This is a genomic window from Shimia sp. MIT910701 (assembly GCF_047126315.1).
Taxonomy (GTDB): domain Bacteria; phylum Pseudomonadota; class Alphaproteobacteria; order Rhodobacterales; family Rhodobacteraceae; genus Shimia.
In genome coordinates this window covers 2976892-2999127 of sequence record NZ_CP138953.1, presented here as the reverse complement: position 1 = coordinate 2999127, position 22236 = coordinate 2976892, and the positions used below count along the sequence as shown (strand labels likewise).

Below are 22236 nucleotides of genomic sequence, written 5' to 3'. Positions count from 1 at the left end.
CGCACTCCGAGAAAAAGAGTCGGGGCTTAGAACGCGACACAGAATATGGCGGTGGGCCGCGAGAGCGGCACCAAATCAATTGAGGAAGTCGGGTGTCTAGCCGGACAGTGACCAGTCATTGGGCGCGTTTTCAGCGTCTTCGCAGGCAGAGGCGTGTCCAGAATGCCGCAACTTTGGGGTTGGTGGTGCTGGGGCCGGTACTGGCGCTTGCGACCTTCCTTGTGTTGGGTCCGTTTGACCTTGGCGCGTCTTCCAACGGCCTGCGGGCGATTCTTTTAGCTGATCTTGTCTATGTGCTCGTGGTGGCAACTTTGGTGTTGCAAAACGTCATGCGGGCCATTGCTTCGCGACGGGCAAAATCGGTTGGTTCACGGTTGCATTTGCGGCTGACAGGGGCCTTTGCACTCCTGGCGTTGGTGCCGGCGGTGACCGTGGCGGTGTTTGCTGGATTGACGCTGAACATCGGTCTTGAAGGCTGGTTCAGTGAGCGGGTGAGGCAGGTTGTTGGCAATTCCCTGTCGGCGGCGCAGGCCTATGAGCAGGAACACATCGAAGGGCTGGAAGAAGACGCCGGGTTGCTGGCGGACTTCCTCAACGAGAACAAGCGGCGCAGCTTTGGTTTGGATGCCGGAGAAGTGCGCGTGTTGCTGGCCTCTGGTCAGGTGCAAATTCAGCGCGGTCTGAAAGAAGCCTTTGTGATCGACAGTGCCGGTGAGATTCAGGCGCGCGGCGAACGGTCCTACCTGTTTGATTATGAGAAGCCCTCTGAGGCGGACATGCAGGTGGCGATTGACGAAGGCTCGGTGATCATTCGCGATTTGGATAACAACGAGATGCGGGCGCTGGTGCGGCTGGACGCGTTCCTGGACCGGTTCCTGTATATTAGCCGCGAGGTGGATGCTGAGATCTTCCAGCTTCTAGACGACACGCAGGCCAGTGCCCGGCTGTATTCGCAGCTGGAAAGCGAGCGCGGGCAGCGGCTGTTTGAGTTTGGCATGATCTATTTGGGTTTTGCGCTGATCCTTGTTTTGGCGGCGATCTGGATGGGCATGTGGTTTGCGGAACGGTTGTCGCGGCCAGTGGGTCGGTTGACCGGCGCGGCGCAGCGCGTGGGTGCTGGTGATCTAGACGTGCGGGTTATCGAAGAGGATGGCGACGACGAAATCGCCATGCTGAGCCGGTACTTCAACCAGATGACGCGGCAGTTGAAAGCGCAGCGCGAGACGTTGTTGGACAACACCCGGCAGATTGATCGGCGGCGGCGGATGTTTGACTCGGTGTTGAGCTCCGTGACCTCTGGCGTTGTGGGGCTAGACAGCGAAGGCAAGGTGGCCTTTGTGAACCGTTCCGCCCAGCGCCTGTTGGATTGGGACGAAGATCGGCAAGAGATGCCGCTGACGCTGGCGGTGCCGGAGTTTGGACCTTTGCTGGAAGAGTTGCAATCCAGCGGTAAAGAAGTGGCGCAGGAAGAGGTGAAGGTCAGCCGGTCTGGCCGGTTGGAAAACCTTTTGGTGCGCATGTCGACCCGGCGGCGCGATGATGGCTCGCTTGAGGGCTATGTGGTGGCGTTTGACGATGTGACCGACCTTGTGACGGCGCAGCGCATGGCGGCCTGGGGCGATGTGGCGCGTCGGATTGCGCACGAGATCAAAAACCCGCTGACGCCCATCCAGCTGAGTGCGGAGCGCATTCGGCGCAAATTTGCCAGCAAGGTGGGCGAAGAGAGCGATCAGCTTGAGCAGATGACCGAGGTCATTGTACGCCAAACTAACGACCTGCGTCGGATTGTGGATGAGTTTTCCAAATTTGCGCGGATGCCTGAGCCGGAGCGTAAGTCGGTTGAGGTGGTGGAACTGGTGTCTGGTGCCGTGCTTTTGCAAGAGGCAGGGCAGCCAGAGGTGCGGTTTGAACGGGACATTTGCAAAGGGCCGATGGCGGCGGATCTGGATGCGACGATGATTTCTCAGGCCTTGACCAATTTGATCAAGAACGCTGGAGAAGCCATTGAAACCTTGCAAGAAAAAGGTGTACCTGACGGGTTTGTGCCGGAAATACATGTGAGTTTGGTCCGGGACGTGGATCAAGCGGTGGTGCGGATTGCGGACAATGGCATTGGTCTGCCGGAGGACCGCGCGCGGTTGTTTGAGCCTTATGTCACCACGCGGGACAAGGGCACGGGGCTTGGTCTCCCGATTGTGAAAAAGATCATCGAAGAACACGGCGGGCAGCTCGCGCTGCTGGATGCGCCGGTGTTTGACAACAATTCCGACGCAGGTGCGATGGCCGAAGTTCGGCTGCCGCTGACTCAGCAGGCTGTGGCTGTGAGGGAATCCAAAGAGAGCGAGCGAGTATTATGAGTGACATCCTGATCGTAGATGACGAACGCGATATCCGGGAGTTGATTTCGGATATTTTGAAGGACGAAGGCTACACCACCCGGCTTGCGGGCAACTCGGATGACGCCATGGCGGAGGTGACCAGCGCGCAACCGGCGTTGATGATCCTCGATATCTGGCTCAAAGACAGCAATATGGATGGCATAGACATCCTAAAGGCAGTGAAAAACGACTATCCGGAAGTGCCGGTGGTGATCATCTCGGGGCATGGCAACATTGAGATTGCGGTCGCGGCGATCAAACAGGGCGCTTATGATTTCATCGAGAAGCCGTTCAACATTGACCAGCTTTTGGTGGTGATCAAACGCGCGATGGAGACCAGCCGCCTGCGCCGTGAGAACACAGAGCTGAAGCGGCAGGACAGCAAGCCAGCGGAGCTGATCGGCGAGAGTGCCGCTTTCCGGGGCATGATTTCGCAGTTGGACAAGGTCACGCGTTCCAACGGACGGGTGATGCTGACCGGTCCGGCGGGAGTCGGGAAGGATGTGGCGGCGCGCTACATTCACGCGAATTCCAACCGAGCGGGAGCGGCGTTTGTCACGGTGTCTTGCGCCGGCATGGACCCGGATCGGGTGGAGGAGATCCTGTTTGGTCGCGAGAGCGCGGAGCGCGGTGTTGAGACCGGTCTGTTGGAGCAGGCCAACGGCGGCGTGATCTACTTTGACGAAGTGGCGGATATGCCGCTGGCAGCGCAGAGCAAAATCCTGCGGGTGCTGGTGGATCAGCAGTTTACCCGTGTGGGCGGCGCAAAGAAAGTGCGGGTTGATTTGCGGGTGATTTCCTCGACAAACCGCAACCTAAAACAAGCGATTGACGCGGGGACTTTCCGGGAAGAGTTGTATCACCGGTTGAATGTGGTGCCGATCTCGGTGCCGTCTTTGGAAGAGCGGCGGGAGGATATTCCAGCCCTGGCGGCCTATTTCCTTGCGCGGCTGAATGATGCGCAGGGTTTGCCGCTGCGTGAGCTGAGCGCGGATGCGGCGGCGTTGATGCAGACCATGGTGTGGCCGGGCAATGTGCGTCAGTTGAAGAACTTGATTGAGCGGGTGCTGATCCTAGGTGACGGGCAAGGGCCGATTGAGTGCCGAGAGTTGCCGGGGGAAAGCGATGCGCCAGCGGAAGAAGGGCGAGTCGTGCTGTCCGGTGCGTTGGCGACCTTGCCATTGCGCGAGGCGCGGGAAGCCTTTGAGCGGGAGTACCTGCTGACGCAGATAAACCGGTTTGGCGGCAATATCAGCCGCACTGCCAGCTTTGTTGGCATGGAGCGCAGCGCACTGCACCGCAAGCTGAAGTCTTTGGGTGTGGTGACCTCCAACAAGGCAGGCACACGTGTGGCGCATGTGACTGGTGAAGAAGAGGAAGCGCGAGAGGCTGGGTAAGCCCAGCCTCTGCATTTTGCTTACAGCGGCTTGTTGAGATCGATGATCACGCGGCCGCCACCTTGCTTACGCAGGCCGCAGATGTTTGGGGTTAGCGTGGGCGCCACAGTGAGCGGCGCAAAGGAGCGACCAGCCAACTGTTCGTCCGTACAGTAAGGGATAGTCACACGCTGATACCCGCGCGCGTTCATACAATTGCGCACCTCAGTATAGCGCGGCCCCTCGTTGATGTCGTAGCTTTCGGGGCGCTGGCCAACGACGCGGCCTTCCGCGTTATAAATTGGCCACCAGTCGGTGACGATGCGCGGCGGGAACCGATCCGCTGCTTGCCGATTACACTGTGCCTGGTCAACATTGTGTTCGGTTTTGGTTTTGCCAACCTGATACATGGTGCTGAACTCGGTACAGGCGGCCAGGCTCAAGACAAGTGACAGGCTCGTTCCAAATGTGATCAAGCGATGCATGTCGGCAACCCTTTCCTAAAGCGGCTTGCTCAGGTCCACCAGAACCCGTGTGTTGTTGCTACGCACGGCACAGAGATTCGGCGCAGGCGCTGGAGCTCCTGAAACGGCGGCGAAATTCCGGCCTGCGAGCTGATCGTCTGTACAAACTGGGTGGATGACCGGAACATACCCCATAACGCGCATGCAATCGGTTCGGTGCTCAGAACGCATGGATGCATTCACATCGCGCGACTCAACTGTCGCACCGCCCCAGTAACCACCACGGCCGTGATACCCAGCCCAGCCTCCGTATCCCCAACCATTGTTGATGGTTGTGGTAAAGTTTGCTGCCGGAAAGAGACGGTTTGCCTCGACCTGACACGCAGTTGCATCTTGTTGCATCCTGTTGCGTGAGACCCCGGACTTGGCGAAGCTTTGATAGCTTGTGCTGCTACAACCGGCGATCAGCGCGGCGACCAGGCACAGACTCATTGTAGATCTGAACATCTTGGAACCCTCTGATTCCATTCCAATAAAGCGCGAATGCTCAGAAGGGTCAACGGTTGCAATTGACCTGATAGGCGGGTTCTGGCATGCCTGAGGGCCGAAACCCTAGAGGGAAGCACATGAAGGTCATTATTTGCGGGGCCGGTCAGGTTGGGTGGCAGATTGCACGCCATTTGTCCGGAGAAAACAATGACGTTACCGTTGTCGATAACAACCCGGAGCTGGTGCGCCGTGCAACGGATACATTGGATGTGCAGGGCATTTCCGGGTTCGCGAGTTATCCTGATGTGCTTGACCGAGCCGGGGCGCGGGATGCGGATATGGTGATTGCCGCGACGTATTCTGACGAGGTCAATATGGTGACATGTCAGGTCGCGCACTCGGTGTTCTCTGTGCCACGAAAAATTGCGCGCCTGCGGAGCCAGTCCTATCTGGATGTGCTGTATTCCGATCTGTATCGACGCGATCACATGCCGATTGATGTGGTGATTTCACCAGAGCGCGAGGTGGCGGATGCGGCGTTGAAACGTTTGGCCACACCGCGCGCCTTTGACGCGGAAACCTTCTTGGGCGGTAAGGTGCAGATGTTGGGCCTGACACTGGACGAAGATTGTCCGGTGGTGAACACGCCCTTGCGACAGTTGACGGATCTGTTTTCGACATTGAGCGCGGTGGTCGTGGGCGTGCGTCGTGGCGGGACCCTGATTGCGCCGGACCCCGGAGATCAGCTTTTTGTTGGCGACGATATATACGTGTTCACTTTGGCCGAAGACGTCAATCGAACCATGGAAGTATTTGGAAAACAGCAGAAAAAGCAGGAGCGCGCGGTGATCGTTGGCGGCGGCAACGTCGGTCTGATGGTGGCGCAGCGGCTAGAGGCCAGCGCCTCGCGGGTGCGGACCAAGATCATTGAGCGCGACAGAAAGGTGGCAGAACGGGCCGCCGAAGCGCTGGAGCGGACCATTGTTCTCAATGGGGACGGTATGGATGTGGCGTTGCTGGCGGAAGCAGGGGTGGATCGCGCGGATGCGGTTCTCGCTGTGACAGATGACGATAAGACCAATATGCTGGCTTCGGTACGGTCCAAATCTGCCGGCTGTCCGCTGGCGATTGCCCTGATCAACGATCCGACGCTCGCGCCGTTGATGACACCTTTGGAGATTGACGCCTTTATCAATCCTCGGGCCACGACGGTGAGTTCTATCTTGCGTCACATTCGGCACGGACGGGTGAAAGACGTTTATTCGGTGGGGGATACCGAGGCAGAGATTATTGAAGCAGAGGTGCTTTCGACGTCACCTATTGCGGGCCAGATGGTGCGGGACATTGAATTTCCGGAAGGCGTATTGATTGGCGCCATCTTGAAAGGCTCCGAAGTCGTGAAACCGAAGGGCGGGACGCGCATTGATGAAGGCAACGTGATTGTGCTGTTTTCCCTGACCTCAGACGTGCCAGAGGTGGAGCGGCTGTTGCAGGTCTCCATCGACTTTTTCTAAGCCATGAGATTGGGCCTGTCTCAAATTCCACTGTTTGTGCAGATGGTTCTGTTCTCAGGGGCCATGATGTTGGTGCCTGCGGTTTTGGCCGTGTATCAGGATCAGCACTTTATCGCCCGCATGTTCTTTTACGGCGGCATTCTGGTGCTTTTTGCCTGCGTTTTGATTGCGATTGCCACGCATGGTACCAAGCGACAGGCGCGGACGTCTGACAATCTGAAAGCTCTGTTTTTTGCAATCACGCTGCTTCCGGCTGTGCTGGCTTGGCCGATGTATGAAGCGCTGGATGTGGTGCCGTTTCTGGATGTTTATTTCGAGATGGTCAGCAGCCTGACAACCACGGGTATGACGATTTACGAGCCGGCGAGTATGCTGGTCGATCCGCTGCATCTTTGGCGTGGCATGGTGGGCTGGCTGGGTGGTCTGTTGATGTGGATTGCGGCGGCGGCGGTTTTGGCGCCGTTGAGCCTCGGGGGGTTTGAAGTGACCGCTGTGGGGGAGCCGGGGCAGGTGAGCAGCAGTCTTGGCCATATGCAGCGCGCGCATCCGATGAAACGCTGGAGCAAAGCGGCGCAGGGGTTGGTGCCGATCTACGCTGGGCTGACATTTGCCTTGGCCGTAATGCTGATCATTCTGGGGGACAGACCGTTTGTGGCTACAATGCACGCTATGGCCACCATGTCGACCAGCGGTATTTCGGCGGTGGGCGGTGTAGGGTCCAGCGTCAGTGGCGTTTCGGGCGAGATGGTGATCTTTCTGTTTTTGCTGTTTGCCTTGTCGCGCGGGACATTTAGCTCGGATACGGGTTCTGTGCGGCGCAGCAACCTTTGGGAAGACCCGGAGTTGCGCATGGGCTTTCTGATCGTGGCTGTGGTCCCGACAGCGCTATTTATGCGCCATTGGGTGGGCGCGTTTGAAGATGATGCGTTGCAAGATCCGGCGGCGGCTTTGAAGGCGGCCTGGGGCGGGATTTTCACGGTGATGAGTTTCCTGACAACCACTGGATTTCAGAGTGGTGAGTGGGAGGTGGCGCGCGAATGGAGCGGGCTGTCCGCCCCTGGTCTGATCCTGATGGCTTTGGCGATGGTTGGCGGCGGTGTGGCCACCACGGCGGGTGGTGTGAAGCTGTTGCGGGTCTATGCGCTCTATGTGCAGGGGCTTGGAGAAATGGAGCGCCTGGTGCATCCCAATGTGGTGTTGGGGCGGCGCAGAACCGGGGCGCGGCAGATCCGCCGCAAGGGCGCGGTGATTGCCTGGGTGTTTTTTATGCTGTTTGCGCTGTCGATTGCGACAGTGACCATTGCGCTGGCGCTGCTTGGAAATGACTTTCAGGAGGCGACTATTCTGGCAATTGCGGCGCTGACCACGGCTGGGCCACTGACGCAAATCGCCGGAGAGTTTCCAATTGCGATTTCGTCGCTTGGCGTCGCAGAAAAGCTTATTTTATGTGCAGCTATGACCTTCGGCAGGTTGGAGGCCTTGGCTATCATCGCATTGATTTCACCGGATTTGTGGCAGAAATGATGCGGTTGACGTTGGGCCTGACCAAAAACTTAACAATTTAGGCTGGTAAGTCATAAATCCACGTTCCATACTCGCCGCGCACGACTACCCGATGCACAAACAAGAACAAAGGCAAGCGCGACATGGCTTCGGATCGACAGAATCTCCAAGACGCATTTTTAAATCACGTCCGGAAAACCAAAGTTCCGGTAACCATTTTCCTGATCAATGGCGTAAAATTGCAGGGTGTGATCACCTGGTTTGACAATTTTTGTGTGTTGTTGCGCCGCGATGGTCAGAGCCAACTGGTGTACAAACACGCGATCTCGACAATCATGCCGGCGCAGCCGATTTCTCTTTACGAGGGTGAAGACGCCTCTTGATGGAGCATGACACGCAGGTGACCCGCGCTTGGGTCCTGCATCCCGATATCACTGGCGCGGATGTGCGGCGCGAGGCCTCTTTCGCTTTGGAAGAGGCCATTTCGCTTGCGGCGGCGTTGCCGGAGCTTGAGGTTGTTGGCTCAAACGTGGTGCGCTTGCCACGGGCGCAGCCAGGCAAGCTTTTTGGCTCTGGTAAAATCGAAGAGCTGAAGGCGCTTTTTAAAGCCAATGAAGTGGAGCTGGTCCTGATTGATGGGCCGGTGACGCCGGTACAGCAGCGCAACCTTGAGAAGGAATGGAAGGTCAAACTTCTGGACCGGACCGGGTTGATTTTGGAGATCTTCTCGGATCGGGCCCGCACGCGCGAAGGCGTGTTGCAGGTCGAGATGGCGGCGCTGTCTTATCAACGTACTCGATTGGTAAGGGCCTGGACCCACTTGGAACGTCAGCGCGGCGGACTTGGGTTTGTGGGTGGTCCTGGAGAAACCCAGATTGAGGCTGATCGGCGGGCGATTGATGACCAGTTGGTGCGGTTGCGGCGGCAGTTGTCCAAGGTCGTGAAAACCCGCGAATTGCACCGTAAAGCGCGCGCCAAGGTGCCGTTCCCGATTGTGGCTCTGGTGGGGTATACCAACGCCGGAAAGTCCACGCTTTTCAATCGGGTAACCGGCGCGGATGTGATGGCGAAGGACATGCTTTTTGCCACATTGGATCCGACCATGCGTGCGGTGGAGTTGCCCAACAATGGGCCGGAAGTGATCCTGTCGGACACGGTGGGCTTCATCAGTGATCTACCGACGCAGCTGGTGGCGGCTTTCCGCGCAACCTTGGAAGAGGTTTTGGCAGCGGATTTGGTGCTACATGTGCGCGACATTGCGCATCCGGAAAGCCAGCATCAGGCCGAAGATGTGACAACCATTTTGGAAGAGCTGGGGCTGAGCGAGGACACGCCACAGATTGAGGTCTGGAACAAGATTGACCTGCTGAGCGCGGATGAGCGGGATGCGGTGGTTGCCAAAGCTGAGCGCGAGGAGGCGATCTTTGCCGTGTCTGCGGTGAGCGGGCAGGGGCTGGACGAGATGTTTGCCGCCATTGCACAGGCATTGTCTGGAGAAAAGACACGCGAAGTGCTCACCCTGCCGTTTGCACAAGGCAAAGGCCGGGCGTGGCTGTTCAAAGAAGGCGTTGTCGAAAGCGAAGAGCAGACCGAGGACGGCTTTGAAATCACCGTCCTGTGGTCGCCAAAGCAACGCGCGCAGTTTGAGGGGCTTTAGGCCCTTTATTGCGCGCGGGGCGTGAGGGTTGTGACGCCCACTGCGGCGGCGCGGGCCAGTTCTTCGTCCAAGGACATTGGGATATATTCGCCGCGTCGCCAGAGTTGCGCCATGTCATCGTAGAAGCGTGACAGGAAGTGGCCGGATTGTCCGGTGGAGATGATGAAGACCGAGCTGTCGGGGTCGGCGAAGTCATAGACTCCGCGATAGCCCGCTGCATGCACGTTCAGGAATGGGTTGTCGCCGGTGCCGGAGGTTTTACCGCGCTGAAGCGTGTTGTCGCCGCCAGATGTGGATTGGCGGATGTTCACAAAGAAGCGCAGGACCGGCACTTTGCCAAGGACTTGATGATCATGGGTGGCTTGGTGCACGTCGCCCCAGCGCAGCGCCTCAAGCTGTTGACCGTAGCGTTCCTCGATGGCGATAAGCGCGTCATCCAGCGCGAGGCGTGCCATGTCGGCGCAGGTTTCTTTGGGCGCGCTTTGGCGTACGTCGCACCACGCTGCTGCGCCGCCCACATTGCGGAACACACGTTCGATGAAGAGCGGCTCTACATGGATGAATTCATCGGCCAGGGGGCCAAGATCGTCGCGGATCAGTCGCTCTTGCAAAGCACGGGTCCAGGCGGCGTATATCAGCGGCTCCGGCATATGCTCGTTCATCTCGCCGTTCCACTCGGAGAGCAGGGTTAGGGCGCGCTGCCGTTGGCGTTCGCGGGAGCCTTCGGGCGCGGCTTCGCCAGTGAACCACAGATCTGCCCCAATGAGCGGGAGCAGGGCGCGGGCAGAGAAGCTGACGGTGTCGAGTTGTGCCTCGATGAAGCTGTCGCGGGTGTGCACGCGGCGGGATTGCATCAGGCGGGTCCAGCGTTGAATGCGTTGGCTGTCGCCCCAAACGTGAGAGATGTGAGCCGGGAAGGGCCGCTCGACCACTTTGTTGTTGGTGTTGCCGACGATGCCGCCAACGGGCTCGATAAAGGACGGATTGGCGGAGGCATCAAAGGTGCCTTGCCAGCGGTTTTCCGCGCGCCAGCCAAGCGCGGGCAAACGGCCCTGGCTTTGGTGGTTGGTGGCGCGTTTGGGCAATGCACCTATCAGCTTCATGCCGATGTTCTCGCGGTCTGCCAGCGTCAATGTGAGGCCCGGGGCAATGTGGCCTTCGGTGGCTTCCATCCCATCCTCGACGGATTTGGCAAACATCAGAGCCATCAGCGCGCTGGTGGAGGTGTCGCGCGGGCTGAGCGCGGTCCATTGGAGCGCCGCGACGTGGCCGGGGGGCGTGATGGTGCCAAGGTTGAAGTCGGAGCCTGGCAGGACGGGGCCGTTTTCGGTCCAGCGCAGGGTGAGTGTGACCGGATCCGCGTCTTTGATGGTGATGATCGATTTGCGGGTCACAAAGGGTTTGAAGCCGTGGGGCGTGCGATAGAATTCAGAGTTGGACGGGTCCAGTTCCTCTATCATCACGTCCTGATCGTCGACATATGCGGCGGTGACGCCCCATCCGAGGTCATTGCTGCGTCCGGCCAGTACCACTGGGATGCCCGGAATGGTCGCCCCGATCACGCCGCCGGAGGACAGCTCCAAGCGCGCGAGATACCAGATGGCAGGCGCGGACAGGCCAAGATGCGGGTCGTTGGCGAGCAGGGTGCCGCCAGAGGCGCTGCGGTTGGGCGCGGCAGCCCAGGCATTGGACGCGCCGGAGAGACTTGGCAAAGCGAAGGGCGAAAGCGGATGCTCGGGCAGTGGCGTGCTTTTGGCAAAGCTTGGCGTGTTGGGAACAAGGCTGGCGTATTCGGGCAGAGCAGCCACGCCTGTACCGGGCGCGTCAGGCAGAATGTCGACAAGGCGCGCTTGATCCGGCAAAGCCAGAGAGGTGCGGGCGCGCAGGACTTCGAACTGCATATGCCCGGTGAGCTGCAGCGCCATGAGTTTTTGCAAAGCAATGGAGTCGACCGGTTGCCACGGGGCGAAGCTTTGTTTGAACAGGAAGAGTTCCGGCGCGCCGCGACCCAGGGCCTCGGTGTTCACCTCGTTGATGCGCGCGTTGACGCCACGGGCGTAGGCCTCCAACGCGGCGAGGGTTTCATCGTCTTGCACCAAGGCGGATTGGCGGGCGGCGCCTGCCAGATCAAAGCGGCGCATAAGTTTGTCGATGTCCAATGTGCGCGGGCCAAAGACCTCGGACAGACGGCCCTGAACCGTGCGGCGCATGGTGAGCATTTGCCATAGACGGTCTTGGGCGTGGGCATAGCCAAGGCCAAAGAACACATCGTCGTCGGACTGGCCAAAGATGTGGGGCACGTTGGCGTTGTTGCGCACAATCTCGACGGGTTGCGCAATGCCCGTGACGGTCAGGGATTTATCGTATGTCGGCAGGCTGCGCGAGGCGAGGAAATAGACCAGCAGGACGCCCAGCACACATAGAATCACCAGGCCGCTCGCGATCCGCAAAAGCCATTGAAAGAATGTGGTCATGGGGCTGCCCTTGTTTGTTCTTGCCTTCTGCCTGCGCAGGCGAGACAAGTATTACGACAATAGACAGTTGGGGAAAAGACGATGGCAAAAGTTGCCTTTTTGGGTCTGGGTGTAATGGGCTATCCGATGGCTGGCCATTTGGTGAAGGCCGGTCACGAAGTGACTGTTTTCAATCGCACAACTGCCAAGGCAGAAGCCTGGGCGCAGGAGCACGGCGGGGCGTTTGGTGCGACGCCAAAAGAGGCCGTGCAGGGCGCGGATTTCGTGATGTGCTGTGTTGGCAATGACGATGACCTGCGGCAGGTCTGCATCGGCGAGAATGGCGCGTTTGAAGGCATGGTGGCGGACACGATCTTTGTCGATCACACCACGGTGTCCGCCAAGGTAACGGCAGAGCTGTATGACGCGGGTAAGGCGCAAGGCATCGCTTTTGTGGATGCGCCTGTGTCTGGCGGACAAGCCGGGGCCGAGAATGGCGTTTTGTCGATCATGTGCGGCGGGGATGAAGCGAGTTATGCCGCAGCGGAGCCGGTGATGCAGGCCTATGGACGCTCCATCAAGCGTTTGGGCGGGAGCGGCGCCGGGCAGTTGACCAAAATGGTGAACCAGATTTGTATCGCTGGCTTGGTGCAGGGCCTGTCAGAAGGGCTGCATTTTGCCGAGAAAGCCGGGTTGGATGGCCGGGCAGTTGTCGAGGTGATCGCCGGTGGCGCTGCGGGCAGTTGGCAGATGCAGAACCGCTATGAGACCATGATCGACGATGAGTTTGAGCACGGGTTTGCCGTGGACTGGATGCGCAAAGACCTTGGGATTTGTCTGTCGACCGCGGATGAGGTGGGCGCGAGCCTGCCTGTCACCGCGCTGGTGGATCAGTTCTACAAAGATGTGCAGAAGCAAGGCGGTGGGCGTTGGGATACGTCGAGCCTGATCAAGCGCCTGCGCGCGATGGGCTAAGCACACCTGCTTGGCGCATAAGATCAAGCGCCATTTGCCAATAGGGCGTCCCGTTTGGGGCGCCGCCATCAAACAACGCATGCACCGGCGCGTTGTGGCCTTTCTTCTCGCAGATTTGAATGTCGATCGGGGCATTCGCTTGCGCGATGAGCGGTGCCAGTACTTCGCAATTCTTGGTTGGTACAATGCGGTCCTCGCAACTGTGCAGCATGAGGCATGGAGCTGCGTTTTCCGTCAGTGCCCAAGGATGTTGTAAGGCGGCACCGAGGGCGATCACGCAGGCGGGCTTTTCATAACTTGGCAGGTTGTCGCTGGGAAACACTAGGGATAGGCCAACCATACCGCCGGCCGAGATGCCGATGAGACCTATGGGCAGCGCATTGAAATTTGTTGGGCATTGGTCTCTTCGTAGAAACTCGAACGCGGCACCGACGTCTTGGCGCGCGGCTTCAAACCGAGGACCCATCAGATTGTGCTGTAGTGTGATGCCGTCGTCTTTGGCGCGGCGCCGATTGGCGTAGACCTGGCGTCTGATCGGAACCGGCAGGTCCGTGTCCTCGGCATTCAAGCGATAGCTGATTGACGCCATGGCCACCCCAAGATTGGTCAGCCGACGAGCCAGTTTTTCAGCCGGCGGCCCAACACGGTCGCCTTTCATAAAACCACCGCCATGGGCAAACATCATTAAGCCAGATGGTGGTGTACTGTCTGGCAGAAACAAATCGAGCGCGAGGGTTTGTCCGTCGCGCTCGATGTAAGGAATGTCTTTGAGGCACTGCATATCCAGTGAAGTCAAAGACTTACGGGATAATGCGTGTGTATTTGATGCCTTCGAGCGTGGCGCCGACTTTGAGACCCGCCTGACCAAAGATCACCGCGATCACCGGAGCTAGCAAGTTGGTGGTTTCCGCAGAAATATTGGCGCCTTCGTTGGCGACCACATATTGCACTCCGGCTCCGGCCGCCCAGCCGGTGGAGCTGCGGAACTCGGTGAGCGCACCTTCGGTCATAAAGAAAAGCACATGGGCGTGTTGTTGTGCCCCGATTTGCAGACCAACGCTGCCTTTGGTGGCAGAGTAGTAGTCAACGGTCACATCGTCGATGCGCAGGGCGCCACGGCCGTAGCCGCCGCCAAAGCCAAAACCCGCCTCGGTGATCAGCGGCATTGTCAAAATGCCGGTGGATTTCGCCTTCAGATCCAGTGTGTTTGGGTATTCGGTGAAGAGATAGTCCAGCGTGGTATCAACGCGCGCGTCGATCTCGCTGGAGGCGTTGGAGCCTACGCCGTTTCCGCAAGCTGCGGTCATGCCTGCCGCTGCAAGTCCGCTCAGCGCAAAGCCGCGTCGTGTGAGAGTGTTCATGGTCTTTTGCCCATATGTTTTGGTTCTGCTCATGCCACCGGTTTCTGTGATCCGGTTTGGCATCATTATAGATGGCGCAGACTTCGATGTCACGAAAACTGCGCCGGATCACTATATTTTGTGTGGTTCTTGGCTACTTTTCCGCCAGTTTGCGAGCCACAGCCGGTGCAAAATAGGTCAGGATACCGTCGCAGCCGGCACGTTTGAACGCTATCAGGCTTTCCAACATGGCTTTGTCGCCGTCGATCCAGCCGTTTTGGGCCGCGCCAGTGATCATCGCATATTCGCCGGAGACCTGATACGCAAAGGTGGGCACGCCAAACTCGTCTTTCACATTTCGGCAGATGTCCAAATAAGGCATGCCGGGTTTGACCATCACCATGTCGGCGCCTTCCGAGAGGTCGCGCGCCACAAGGCGCAGAGCTTCATCCGCGTTGGCCGGGTCCATTTGATAGGTGGTTTTGTCTCCTTTGAGCGCGCCGGAGGCGCCAACCGCATCGCGGAACGGGCCATAAAACGCACTGGCGTATTTGGCGGCGTAGCTCATCAGCATGACGTTCTGAAAACCGTTGGCCTCCAGCGCAGCGCGGATGGCGCCGATGCGGTTGTCCATCATGTCCGAAGGTCCAATGATGTCCGCACCAGCTTCGGCTTGGGACAACGCCTGTTTTACCAGTGCCTCAACGGTGGCATCATTGACGATCTCGCCGTCCACCAAAAAGCCGTCGTGACCGTTGATGTTGTATGGATCCAGCGCGACATCGGTCATCACGGCGATCTCTGGCACTGCTTCTTTGATTGCGCGGGTGGCGCGGTTGGAGAGGTTGTCCGGGTTCCAGGCCTCTGAGCAGTCTTCGGTTTTTAATGCCGGATCAGTGTAGGGAAACAGGCAAATCACCGGGATGCCCAAATCCGCGGCTTCGCGGGCGGCCTCGACAATCTTGTCAACGGACCGGCGGAACACGCCCGGCATGGAGGGAATAGGCTCTTCCACGCCTTCGCCATCGCGCACAAAAACTGGCCAGATCAGGTCATCCACGGTCAGCGTGTTCTGGCGCACAAGGCCGCGCACAGCAGCCGATTGTCGAGTGCGGCGCAGTCGAGTCGTGGGAAAAGGCGCTGGCGTGTGGGTCATGGCAGGCTCCGTAAATTTGCAACAGCAGAGGTGCCACGGATTTTCGCGCACCTCAAGGCTAGGAATTGCCGCACGGGCGCGGTATGTGAGGTGAAATTCTAAAGGGCAGTGAAGACTTTGGACCTGAGCCAAACACTTTTTGAACTCATCGATATGCGCAGCTTCAGCAACCTCTGGTTCTGGATTGCACTTGCGGTTTTTTGGTCTTCGGCCAGCCATTGGGTGCTGGGCGTGCCATGGGATTCCGTGTTGCGGGCCAAGCGGAAAGGCGGACAGGCGGAGATTGACCTTCAGGATCTGGTGCGGATCAACAGCAATCGCTTGCTGCATATTATTGATGTGTCAGGGCTTTTCCTAATTGGTTTCACGTTCTTCATTCTCACCGGACTTGCTGGTGTTGGGTTTGCCTATAACGTGGAGTTTGCACAGGCGGTGTTTTTGTTGCTGTTTCCCATGAGTATTGTCAGCATGCTGAGTGTGCGTGTTGCGCGGCGTATTCGCGCGGACAGCCCCACAGGAGAAGAGCTGCGAAAGCGGCTGGCGCGGCATCGCTTTTGGGTGCAGTTTATTGGCATGATCTCGATTTTTGTGACCTCGCTTTGGGGCATGTTTCAGAACTTCCAAATCTCGCCACTTGGCTAAGTTTGCCCGCGTAACAACTTGAAAACTGGACGGTTACACCGATGAAAGACGCGCAACACATCTCTGTTGGTGGGGCACCGGAGGGCTTTGATGCTCAGCTGATCCTGAAAGAGGTTGCAAAGAGCAACGGGCCGGTGGTGCATGTGGCGCGTGACGACAAGCGCATGGCTGCGACCAAGTCAGCGCTTGAGTTCTTTGCGCCGGACATGCCGGTGATTGTGTTTCCGGGGTGGGATTGCTTGCCGTATGATCGCGTGTCGCCGAATGCCGATATTTCGGCCACGCGCATGGCGACATTGGCGGGGCTGGTGCATGATATGCCCAGCCAGTTTGTGTTGCTGACCACGTTGAATGCGGCGACGCAGCGCGTGCCTGCACGCAAGGTGTTGAAAGAAGCCGCGTTCCGCGCACAGTTGGATCAGCGTGTTGATGAGGGCGCCTTGCGGCAGTTTCTGGTGCGTATGGGGTTCACGCAGGCACCTACAGTGATGGAGCCGGGGGATTATGCGATCCGGGGTGGGATCATCGATATCTTCCCGCCGGGTGACAGCGAGCCGGTGCGGCTGGATTTCTTTGGCGATGTGCTCGATGGCGTGCGGCGGTTTGATCCTGCAACTCAACGGACGACCGAAAAGCTGGATGTTATCGAACTGGCGCCAGTGAGCGAAGTCATACTGGACGAGGCGGCGATTACGCGATTTCGGCAGAATTACCGTATCGAGTTTGGCGCGGCGGGCACGGATGATCCGCTTTATGAGGCAATCAGCGCGGGACGCAAGCATCAGGGTGTGGAGCATTGGCTGCCGTTCTTCCACGAAGACCTGGAAACCATGTTTGACTATTTGCCGGATGCGGTGATTTCCGTGGACGATCAATCGGATGCGGCGCGCATTGCGCGCTGGGACAGTGTTGCGGATCAGTATGAGACCCGCCAACACGCGATGTCGCAGAAGGCGCGGTTGGACACGGTGTACAAGCCTGTGCCGCCGGAGTTGTTGTATCTGGATGATGCGGCATGGACCGCCGCAATTGGTGGCCGGCGGGTGTTGCACTTCTCGGCATTGCCGCAGGCTTCTGGGCCGGGTGTGATCGATGCAGGCGGGCGCATTGGCCGCAATTTCTCGCCCGAGCGTCAGCAGGAAAACCTGAGCCTGTTTGGCGCTTTGGCGGACCATATTCGCAAAAAACAGGCGGATGGGCCGGTTGTGGTGGCCAGCTATTCCGAAGGTGCGCGGGAACGTTTGAGTGGGTTGATTGAGGATGAGGGGCTGGCGGAGACCATCCACGTCAACGATGCGCGTAACCTTGGCAAGACTGGGCTGTTTCTAGCAGTTTGGGCATTGGAGCATGGATTTGAAACGCCGGGTATGACGGTGATTTCAGAGCAGGATGTCCTGGGCGATCGTTTGATCCGTGCGCCGCGCAAGAAAAAGCGGGCCGAGAACTTCTTGACCGAGACGCAGTCGTTAAGTCCTGGCGATTTGGTGGTGCATGTGGATCACGGTATTGGGCGCTATCTGGGGCTTGAGGTGGTGACTGCGGCGGGCGCGGCGCATGAGACCATTGCGCTGGAATATGCTGAAAGTGCAAAGCTTTACCTGCCAGTTGAGAACATCGAGCTGCTGTCCAAATACGGCCATGACGAAGGCCTGTTGGACCGGCTTGGTGGCGGTGCTTGGCAGGCGAAGAAAGCCAAGTTGAAAGAGCGCATTCGCGAAATGGCGGATCGGCTTATTCGTGTGGCGGCGGAGCGGGAACTGCGGTCTGCACCCGTTCTGGAAGCGCAACATCATGCCTGGGAAGAGTTTTCGGCGCGGTTCCCTTATCAGGAGACCGAGGATCAGCTGCGCGCGATTGAGGATGTGATTGGAGATCTGGCGTCCGGGCGGCCGATGGATCGGTTGGTCTGTGGTGATGTGGGCTTTGGCAAAACCGAGGTGGCGATGCGCGCGGCTTTCGTGGCGGCAATGTCTGGTCAGCAGGTGGCAGTGATTGCGCCCACCACCTTGTTGGCACGACAGCACGCCAAAGGATTTGCGGAGCGGTTTCGTGGGTTTCCTTTGGAAGTCAGGGCCTTGTCGCGCTTTGTTGCAGCCAAAAACGCAGAGAAAACCCGCGATGGCATGGCGCGTGGCACCGTTGATATTGTGGTGGGCACACATGCGTTGCTGGCCAAGAGTATCCGGTTCAAGAACCTGGGTCTGCTGATCATCGATGAAGAACAGCATTTTGGTGTGGCGCATAAGGAGCGGCTCAAGCAGATGCGCAGTGACGTGCATGTGTTGACACTGACCGCGACGCCAATTCCTCGGACCTTGCAGTTGAGCCTGTCCGGCGTGCGGGATCTGTCGATCATTGGCACGCCGCCGGTGGACCGACTGGCGATCCGTACTTATGTGAGCGCCTTTGACGCGGTCACGGTGCGAGAGGCGTTGTTGCGGGAGCACTATCGTGGGGGACAGAGTTTCTACGTGGTGCCACGCATCAGTGATCTGCCTGAAATCGAAGAGTTTTTGCGCGATCACGTGCCGGAAGTGAGCTTTATCACCGCCAATGGGCAGATGGCGGCGGGCGAACTCGATGACCGTATGAATGCGTTTTATGACGGCAAATATGACGTGCTGTTGGCGACGACAATTGTGGAGAGCGGGTTGGATATTCCGACCGCCAACACAATGATCGTGCATCGTGCGGATATGTTTGGGTTGGCGCAGCTCTATCAAATTCGCGGTCGTGTGGGGCGTTCCAAGACGCGGGCTTATGCCTATTTGACCACAAAGCCACGTGTGAAACTGACGGATGCGGCGGAAAAACGGCTGCGGGTTTTGGGGTCTTTGGACACGCTTGGGGCCGGATTTACGCTGGCTTCTCAAGACCTTGATATTCGCGGGGCCGGTAACCTGTTGGGCGAAGAGCAGTCCGGGCAGATGCGGGACGTGGGTTATGAGCTGTATCAGTCGATGCTGGAAGAGGCGATTGCCAAGATCAAGGCGGGTGAGTTGGAAGGTCTGTCAGATGGCGATGACCAATGGGCGCCGCAGATCAATCTCGGTGTGCCGGTTCTGATCCCGGACAGCTATGTGCCGGATCTGGATGTGCGCCTTGGTCTGTATCGCCGTTTGAGCGGCTTGCAGGGCAAGGTGGAGCTCGAAGGCTTTGCAGCCGAGTTGATCGACCGGTTTGGGAAATTGCCCAAAGAGGTCAATACCTTGCTTTTGATCGTGCGCATCAAGGAAATGTGCAAGAAGGCAGGCATTGCCAAACTTGATGGTGGGCCCAAGGGGGCGACCATTCAGTTCCACAATGACAAGTTTTCCTCGCCGCAGGGGCTGGTGGAATTCATTCAGGACCAGAAGGGACTGGCCAAGGTCAAAGACAACAAGATTGTTGTGCGGCGGGACTGGAAGAAGTCGTCTGACAAAATCAAAGGCGCCTTTGCGATTGCCCGTGATCTGGCGCAGAAGGTTGTGGACGAGAAGAAGCGCAAGAAGGCGAAAGCGGCCAAATAGCGGTTCGGTATTGCGTCGGTACCACGGCTGTTTTGCGGAGGTGCGTTCTGCGCAGACAGGATGGGGGCGCTGCCCTCAGATGTCCGCGCTGTTCTGGGCCAAAGGACACCCGGCGTCAGTCCAACCGCAGGCGAGCGATGGCGTAGAGCAATAGGCAGAGGCAGAGCGCGGCGGCGGCCAGGAAAGGCGCGCGCAGGGCGAGGTCTCGGCCCAGCGAGGGTTCCAGAAGTGCAACCATGGCCCCACCGGCCATCGCGCCAAGTGGCATGCTGCCCCAGCCAAAGAAGCGATAGATGCTGTTCACGCGGCCCAGAAGCTCGGTTGGAATGCGACGTTGACGCCAAGAAACAGTGATCACGTTCCAGAGCATGGAAGCGGCCATCACCGAGAACAGCGCTAGGGCCATGGGCACGGCAGTGCTGCTTAGGCCGATCGTGGCATTGCCGAGGCTCCAGGTAGCGATAGATACATAGAGACAGGCCTGGGTGCCAAACCATTGCACCAATTTGGGGGCGGTGAGGCTGCCGGTGATGGCGCCAAGCGCGGCGATGGAGAGCAGGAAACCGTATTGGGTGGCGGTGAGGGTGAGCACGTCCTGCGCAAAAAGCACCTGTACCGTCATTGTGGCGGTGGCGATGAAATTGGCGCAGCCCAGCACGACCGCGAGGCGCAGGAGTAGTTGATCGGAGCGCATGAAGGCGATGCCTTCTTTGAGAGCGCCGAAGAAGTTCTGTTGCACTTTGGGGCGTGGCGCGAGGCTGATCATCCAGACGAGGCCGGCGGCGAGGACCAGCGCGGCGACGTCGAGACCAAAGGGCAGAGCGACGCTGGAAGCGATCAGGAAGCCTGCGAGCGGCGGGCCGATGAACTGGCCGGTGAGTTGTTCCACGCTCCACATTTGGCCATTGGCAGCCTCCAGATCAGAAGCGGTGACGATGTCGGGTAGAATGGTTTGAGCGGCGTTGTCGCGCAGGACTTCGGCGGCACCCAAAAGGAAGGTCAGTGCAGCAAGCAGCCAGATGGCACTTGGACCGGGTGCGCTAAGGGCGAGCCAGAGAATGGCACCCACCAGCGCGGCGCGCAGAAGGTCAGCACGGGCGATGAGTTTGCGACGGTCGACCTGATCGGCGATCACTCCGGCGGGCAAGGCAAAAAACAACCAAGGCAGGCGACCCGCGGCTGCGACGGCGGCAATGGCCACAGGATCACGCGTTAGCAGGGTTGCCAGCCAAGGGATGGCCAGCATGACAAGGCCGTCGCCGAGGTTGGTCAGGGCGCCGGAAGCAAAAAGCAGGCGGTAATTGCGGTTACGGAAAATCAATGCGCTGGTCATGCGGCCACTGTTTCGCACGACCAGCGGATGTGCAAGCGCTCTTAGGCGGCCACAGCGCGGGCTTCGATGCGGCGCATGTGCAACATCAGCATGAAGCCGATCAAGGCCAGCACGCCAACAGAAAGCACAAGCGGGAACGGGGTGCCGTCAAACGCCAGACCAATCGGAGCAGCCAGGATGACCCCAAAGATGGTGGACAGCGCGCCCATCACGGAGGCAGCGGTGCCGGCCATATGGCCCAGCGGTTCCATCGCCATGGCGTTGAGATTACCGATCGTCAAGCCGATGGAGAAGAACACGGTCAATTGCCACAGGGCAAATGCATAGAACTGAACGTTCAGGTCCGGTGTCATTACAAAGAACAACATAACCGCAGCGAAAATGGCCTTACCTGCTATCGCTACCGTGACGAGGAAGCGCATCCCGAGGTTGACGACAAGTTTGGCATTGAGAAGGCTCGCTGTGCCGGAGGCCAGTGCGATGCCAGCGAACCAATAGGGGAACTCGGCGGCGCGATCATAGGTTTGATCATACACAAGTTGCACCGAGCCGATCAGCCCGAAGAGACAGCCCATGATCAGAGATTGCACCAGAATGGATGTGCGCACGGAGGGAATGCCCCACATTTCGCGCAGTCCCGCAATGAGTTTGCCGATGCTGAAGGGGCGACGGTTCTCAACCGGCAGCGGCTCTGGCAGGCGAATGCCGATCCAGAGAACAGATGTCAGGGAGAAAAGCATGAAGGCGACAAAAATGCCGCGCCAGGACGACAGGTCGATGATGAATTGCCCCAACAGTGGCGCTGCGGCAGGCACAATAATAAAAACCATCATGACAAAGGACATGATGCGGGCCATTTCGCGGCCAGAGAAGAGGTCACGCACGATGGCAAGGGTGACCACGCGCGGACCTGCTGCGCCCATGCCCTGGAACAGGCGAGCGAAGAGCAGCCACTCCAGGGTTTGGCTCATCCAGCCGATGAACGCGCAGAGGATGTAGAGTATCGCGCCGGAGATTAGCACCGGCTTGCGACCAAAGCGGTCTGACAGCGGGCCGGTGAAAAACGTGCCCATGCCCATGCCCATGACAAAGGACATGACAATCAGGGTCTCGGTGTTGTGGCTGCCGGGGCTGAGCTCGGCGGCGATTTGTGGCAGCGCCGGGAGCATAGCGTCGATGGAAAACGCAATGGTGGCGAACATCATGGCGCAGAGGGCGATGAATTCCACCTGGCTCATCGGCAGATTGTCTTTGGTCATGACTTGCTCCGTCAAAAAGGACGACAGGCAGGCGAGCGGACAGCACGCGGCGGCGTTGCTGTGTCGTCTCTGGCCCACACCAGTCGGGTGATCGTGCTTGAGTGGTCAGGCCGCAAAATGGCGGGCTGACCGGACTAGGGTAGCGCGGGGCGCTGTGGTTCACAAGTGAAGAATGAACGCTGGTTCAG

General features: G+C 58.7%; 16 protein-coding genes. 9 read left to right on the top strand and 7 right to left on the bottom strand.

The window, feature by feature from the left end; translation table 11 throughout:
- The first annotated feature begins 92 nt into the window (after positions 1 to 92).
- Together SIB38_RS14475 and SIB38_RS14470 are read left to right on the top strand one after the other, a co-directional pair.
- The gene (locus SIB38_RS14475) at positions 93 to 2357 is read left to right on the top strand and encodes an ATP-binding protein (RefSeq protein ID WP_412550450.1); all 2265 of its coding nucleotides are present in this window, start codon (positions 93 to 95) and stop codon (positions 2355 to 2357) included.
- Entirely contained in the window at positions 2354 to 3775 is a 1422-nt protein-coding gene (locus SIB38_RS14470; RefSeq protein ID WP_412550449.1) for a sigma-54-dependent transcriptional regulator, read from the top strand. The genes SIB38_RS14475 and SIB38_RS14470 overlap by 4 nt, the downstream gene beginning before the upstream one ends.
- A gap of 20 nt (positions 3776 to 3795) precedes the next feature.
- On the opposite strand, the gene SIB38_RS14465 is transcribed toward SIB38_RS14470, so the two are convergent.
- Positions 3796 to 4239 (bottom strand): hypothetical protein, encoded by a 444-nt coding sequence (locus SIB38_RS14465; RefSeq protein WP_294114915.1) that lies wholly within the window; start codon positions 4237 to 4239, stop codon positions 3796 to 3798.
- Positions 4240 to 4844: 605 nt separating this feature from the next.
- Here SIB38_RS14465 and trkA point away from each other — a divergent pair.
- The 4 genes from trkA (at position 4845) to hflX (ending at position 9381) form a co-directional block, all read left to right on the top strand.
- A complete protein-coding gene (gene trkA, locus SIB38_RS14460) occupies positions 4845 to 6221 on the top strand; it encodes a Trk system potassium transporter TrkA (protein ID WP_294114913.1) in 1377 nt (458 codons plus the stop codon).
- Between the two features lie 3 nt (positions 6222 to 6224).
- Positions 6225 to 7745 carry a TrkH family potassium uptake protein gene (locus SIB38_RS14455; RefSeq protein ID WP_294114911.1) on the top strand — a complete coding sequence of 507 codons (1521 nt, stop codon included), beginning with the start codon at positions 6225 to 6227 and terminating at the stop codon, positions 7743 to 7745.
- Positions 7746 to 7867: 122 nt separating this feature from the next.
- Entirely contained in the window at positions 7868 to 8107 is a 240-nt protein-coding gene (hfq, locus tag SIB38_RS14450; protein ID WP_008204623.1) for an RNA chaperone Hfq, read from the top strand.
- A complete protein-coding gene (gene hflX / locus SIB38_RS14445; RefSeq protein ID WP_412550448.1) occupies positions 8107 to 9381 on the top strand; it encodes a GTPase HflX in 1275 nt (424 codons plus the stop codon). The genes hfq and hflX overlap by 1 nt, the downstream gene beginning before the upstream one ends.
- Before the next feature lie 5 nt (positions 9382 to 9386).
- Here the strand turns inward: hflX and SIB38_RS14440 are convergent, their stop codons facing one another.
- Positions 9387 to 11855, bottom strand: coding sequence for a penicillin acylase family protein (locus tag SIB38_RS14440; protein ID WP_412550447.1), 2469 nt, complete (start codon positions 11853 to 11855; stop codon positions 9387 to 9389).
- Between the two features lie 81 nt (positions 11856 to 11936).
- On the opposite strand from SIB38_RS14440, the gene SIB38_RS14435 reads away from it, so the two are divergent.
- Positions 11937 to 12809, top strand: coding sequence for an NAD(P)-dependent oxidoreductase (locus SIB38_RS14435; protein ID WP_294114907.1), 873 nt, complete (start codon positions 11937 to 11939; stop codon positions 12807 to 12809).
- Here SIB38_RS14435 and SIB38_RS14430 read toward each other — a convergent pair.
- The 3 genes from SIB38_RS14430 to hemB all read right to left on the bottom strand — a co-directional run bounded on the left by SIB38_RS14430 (position 12784) and on the right by hemB (position 15305).
- Positions 12784 to 13605, bottom strand: coding sequence for an alpha/beta hydrolase (locus tag SIB38_RS14430; RefSeq protein WP_412550446.1), 822 nt, complete (start codon positions 13603 to 13605; stop codon positions 12784 to 12786). The two genes, SIB38_RS14435 and SIB38_RS14430, sit on opposite strands and share 26 nt — an antisense overlap.
- Before the next feature lie 4 nt (positions 13606 to 13609).
- Entirely contained in the window at positions 13610 to 14170 is a 561-nt protein-coding gene (locus SIB38_RS14425) for a YSC84-related protein (protein ID WP_294114903.1), read from the bottom strand.
- Between the two features lie 133 nt (positions 14171 to 14303).
- Positions 14304 to 15305, bottom strand: coding sequence for a porphobilinogen synthase (hemB, locus tag SIB38_RS14420; protein WP_412550445.1), 1002 nt, complete (start codon positions 15303 to 15305; stop codon positions 14304 to 14306).
- Positions 15306 to 15458: 153 nt separating this feature from the next.
- On the opposite strand from hemB, the gene SIB38_RS14415 reads away from it, so the two are divergent.
- Complete coding sequence (locus tag SIB38_RS14415; RefSeq protein ID WP_412550444.1) at positions 15459 to 15947, top strand: component of SufBCD complex; 489 nt, start codon at positions 15459 to 15461, stop codon at positions 15945 to 15947.
- Positions 15948 to 15988: 41 nt separating this feature from the next.
- Positions 15989 to 19456, top strand: coding sequence for a transcription-repair coupling factor (gene mfd, locus SIB38_RS14410; protein WP_412550443.1), 3468 nt, complete (start codon positions 15989 to 15991; stop codon positions 19454 to 19456).
- Positions 19457 to 19571: 115 nt separating this feature from the next.
- On the opposite strand, the gene SIB38_RS14405 is transcribed toward mfd, so the two are convergent.
- Positions 19572 to 20789 (bottom strand): MFS transporter, encoded by a 1218-nt coding sequence (locus tag SIB38_RS14405; protein WP_294114897.1) that lies wholly within the window; start codon positions 20787 to 20789, stop codon positions 19572 to 19574.
- Between the two features lie 41 nt (positions 20790 to 20830).
- Positions 20831 to 22048: a multidrug effflux MFS transporter gene (locus SIB38_RS14400; RefSeq protein ID WP_412550442.1), complete on the bottom strand. Its 1218-nt coding sequence runs from the start codon at positions 22046 to 22048 to the stop codon at positions 20831 to 20833.
- Positions 22049 to 22236: the final 188 nt, after the last annotated feature.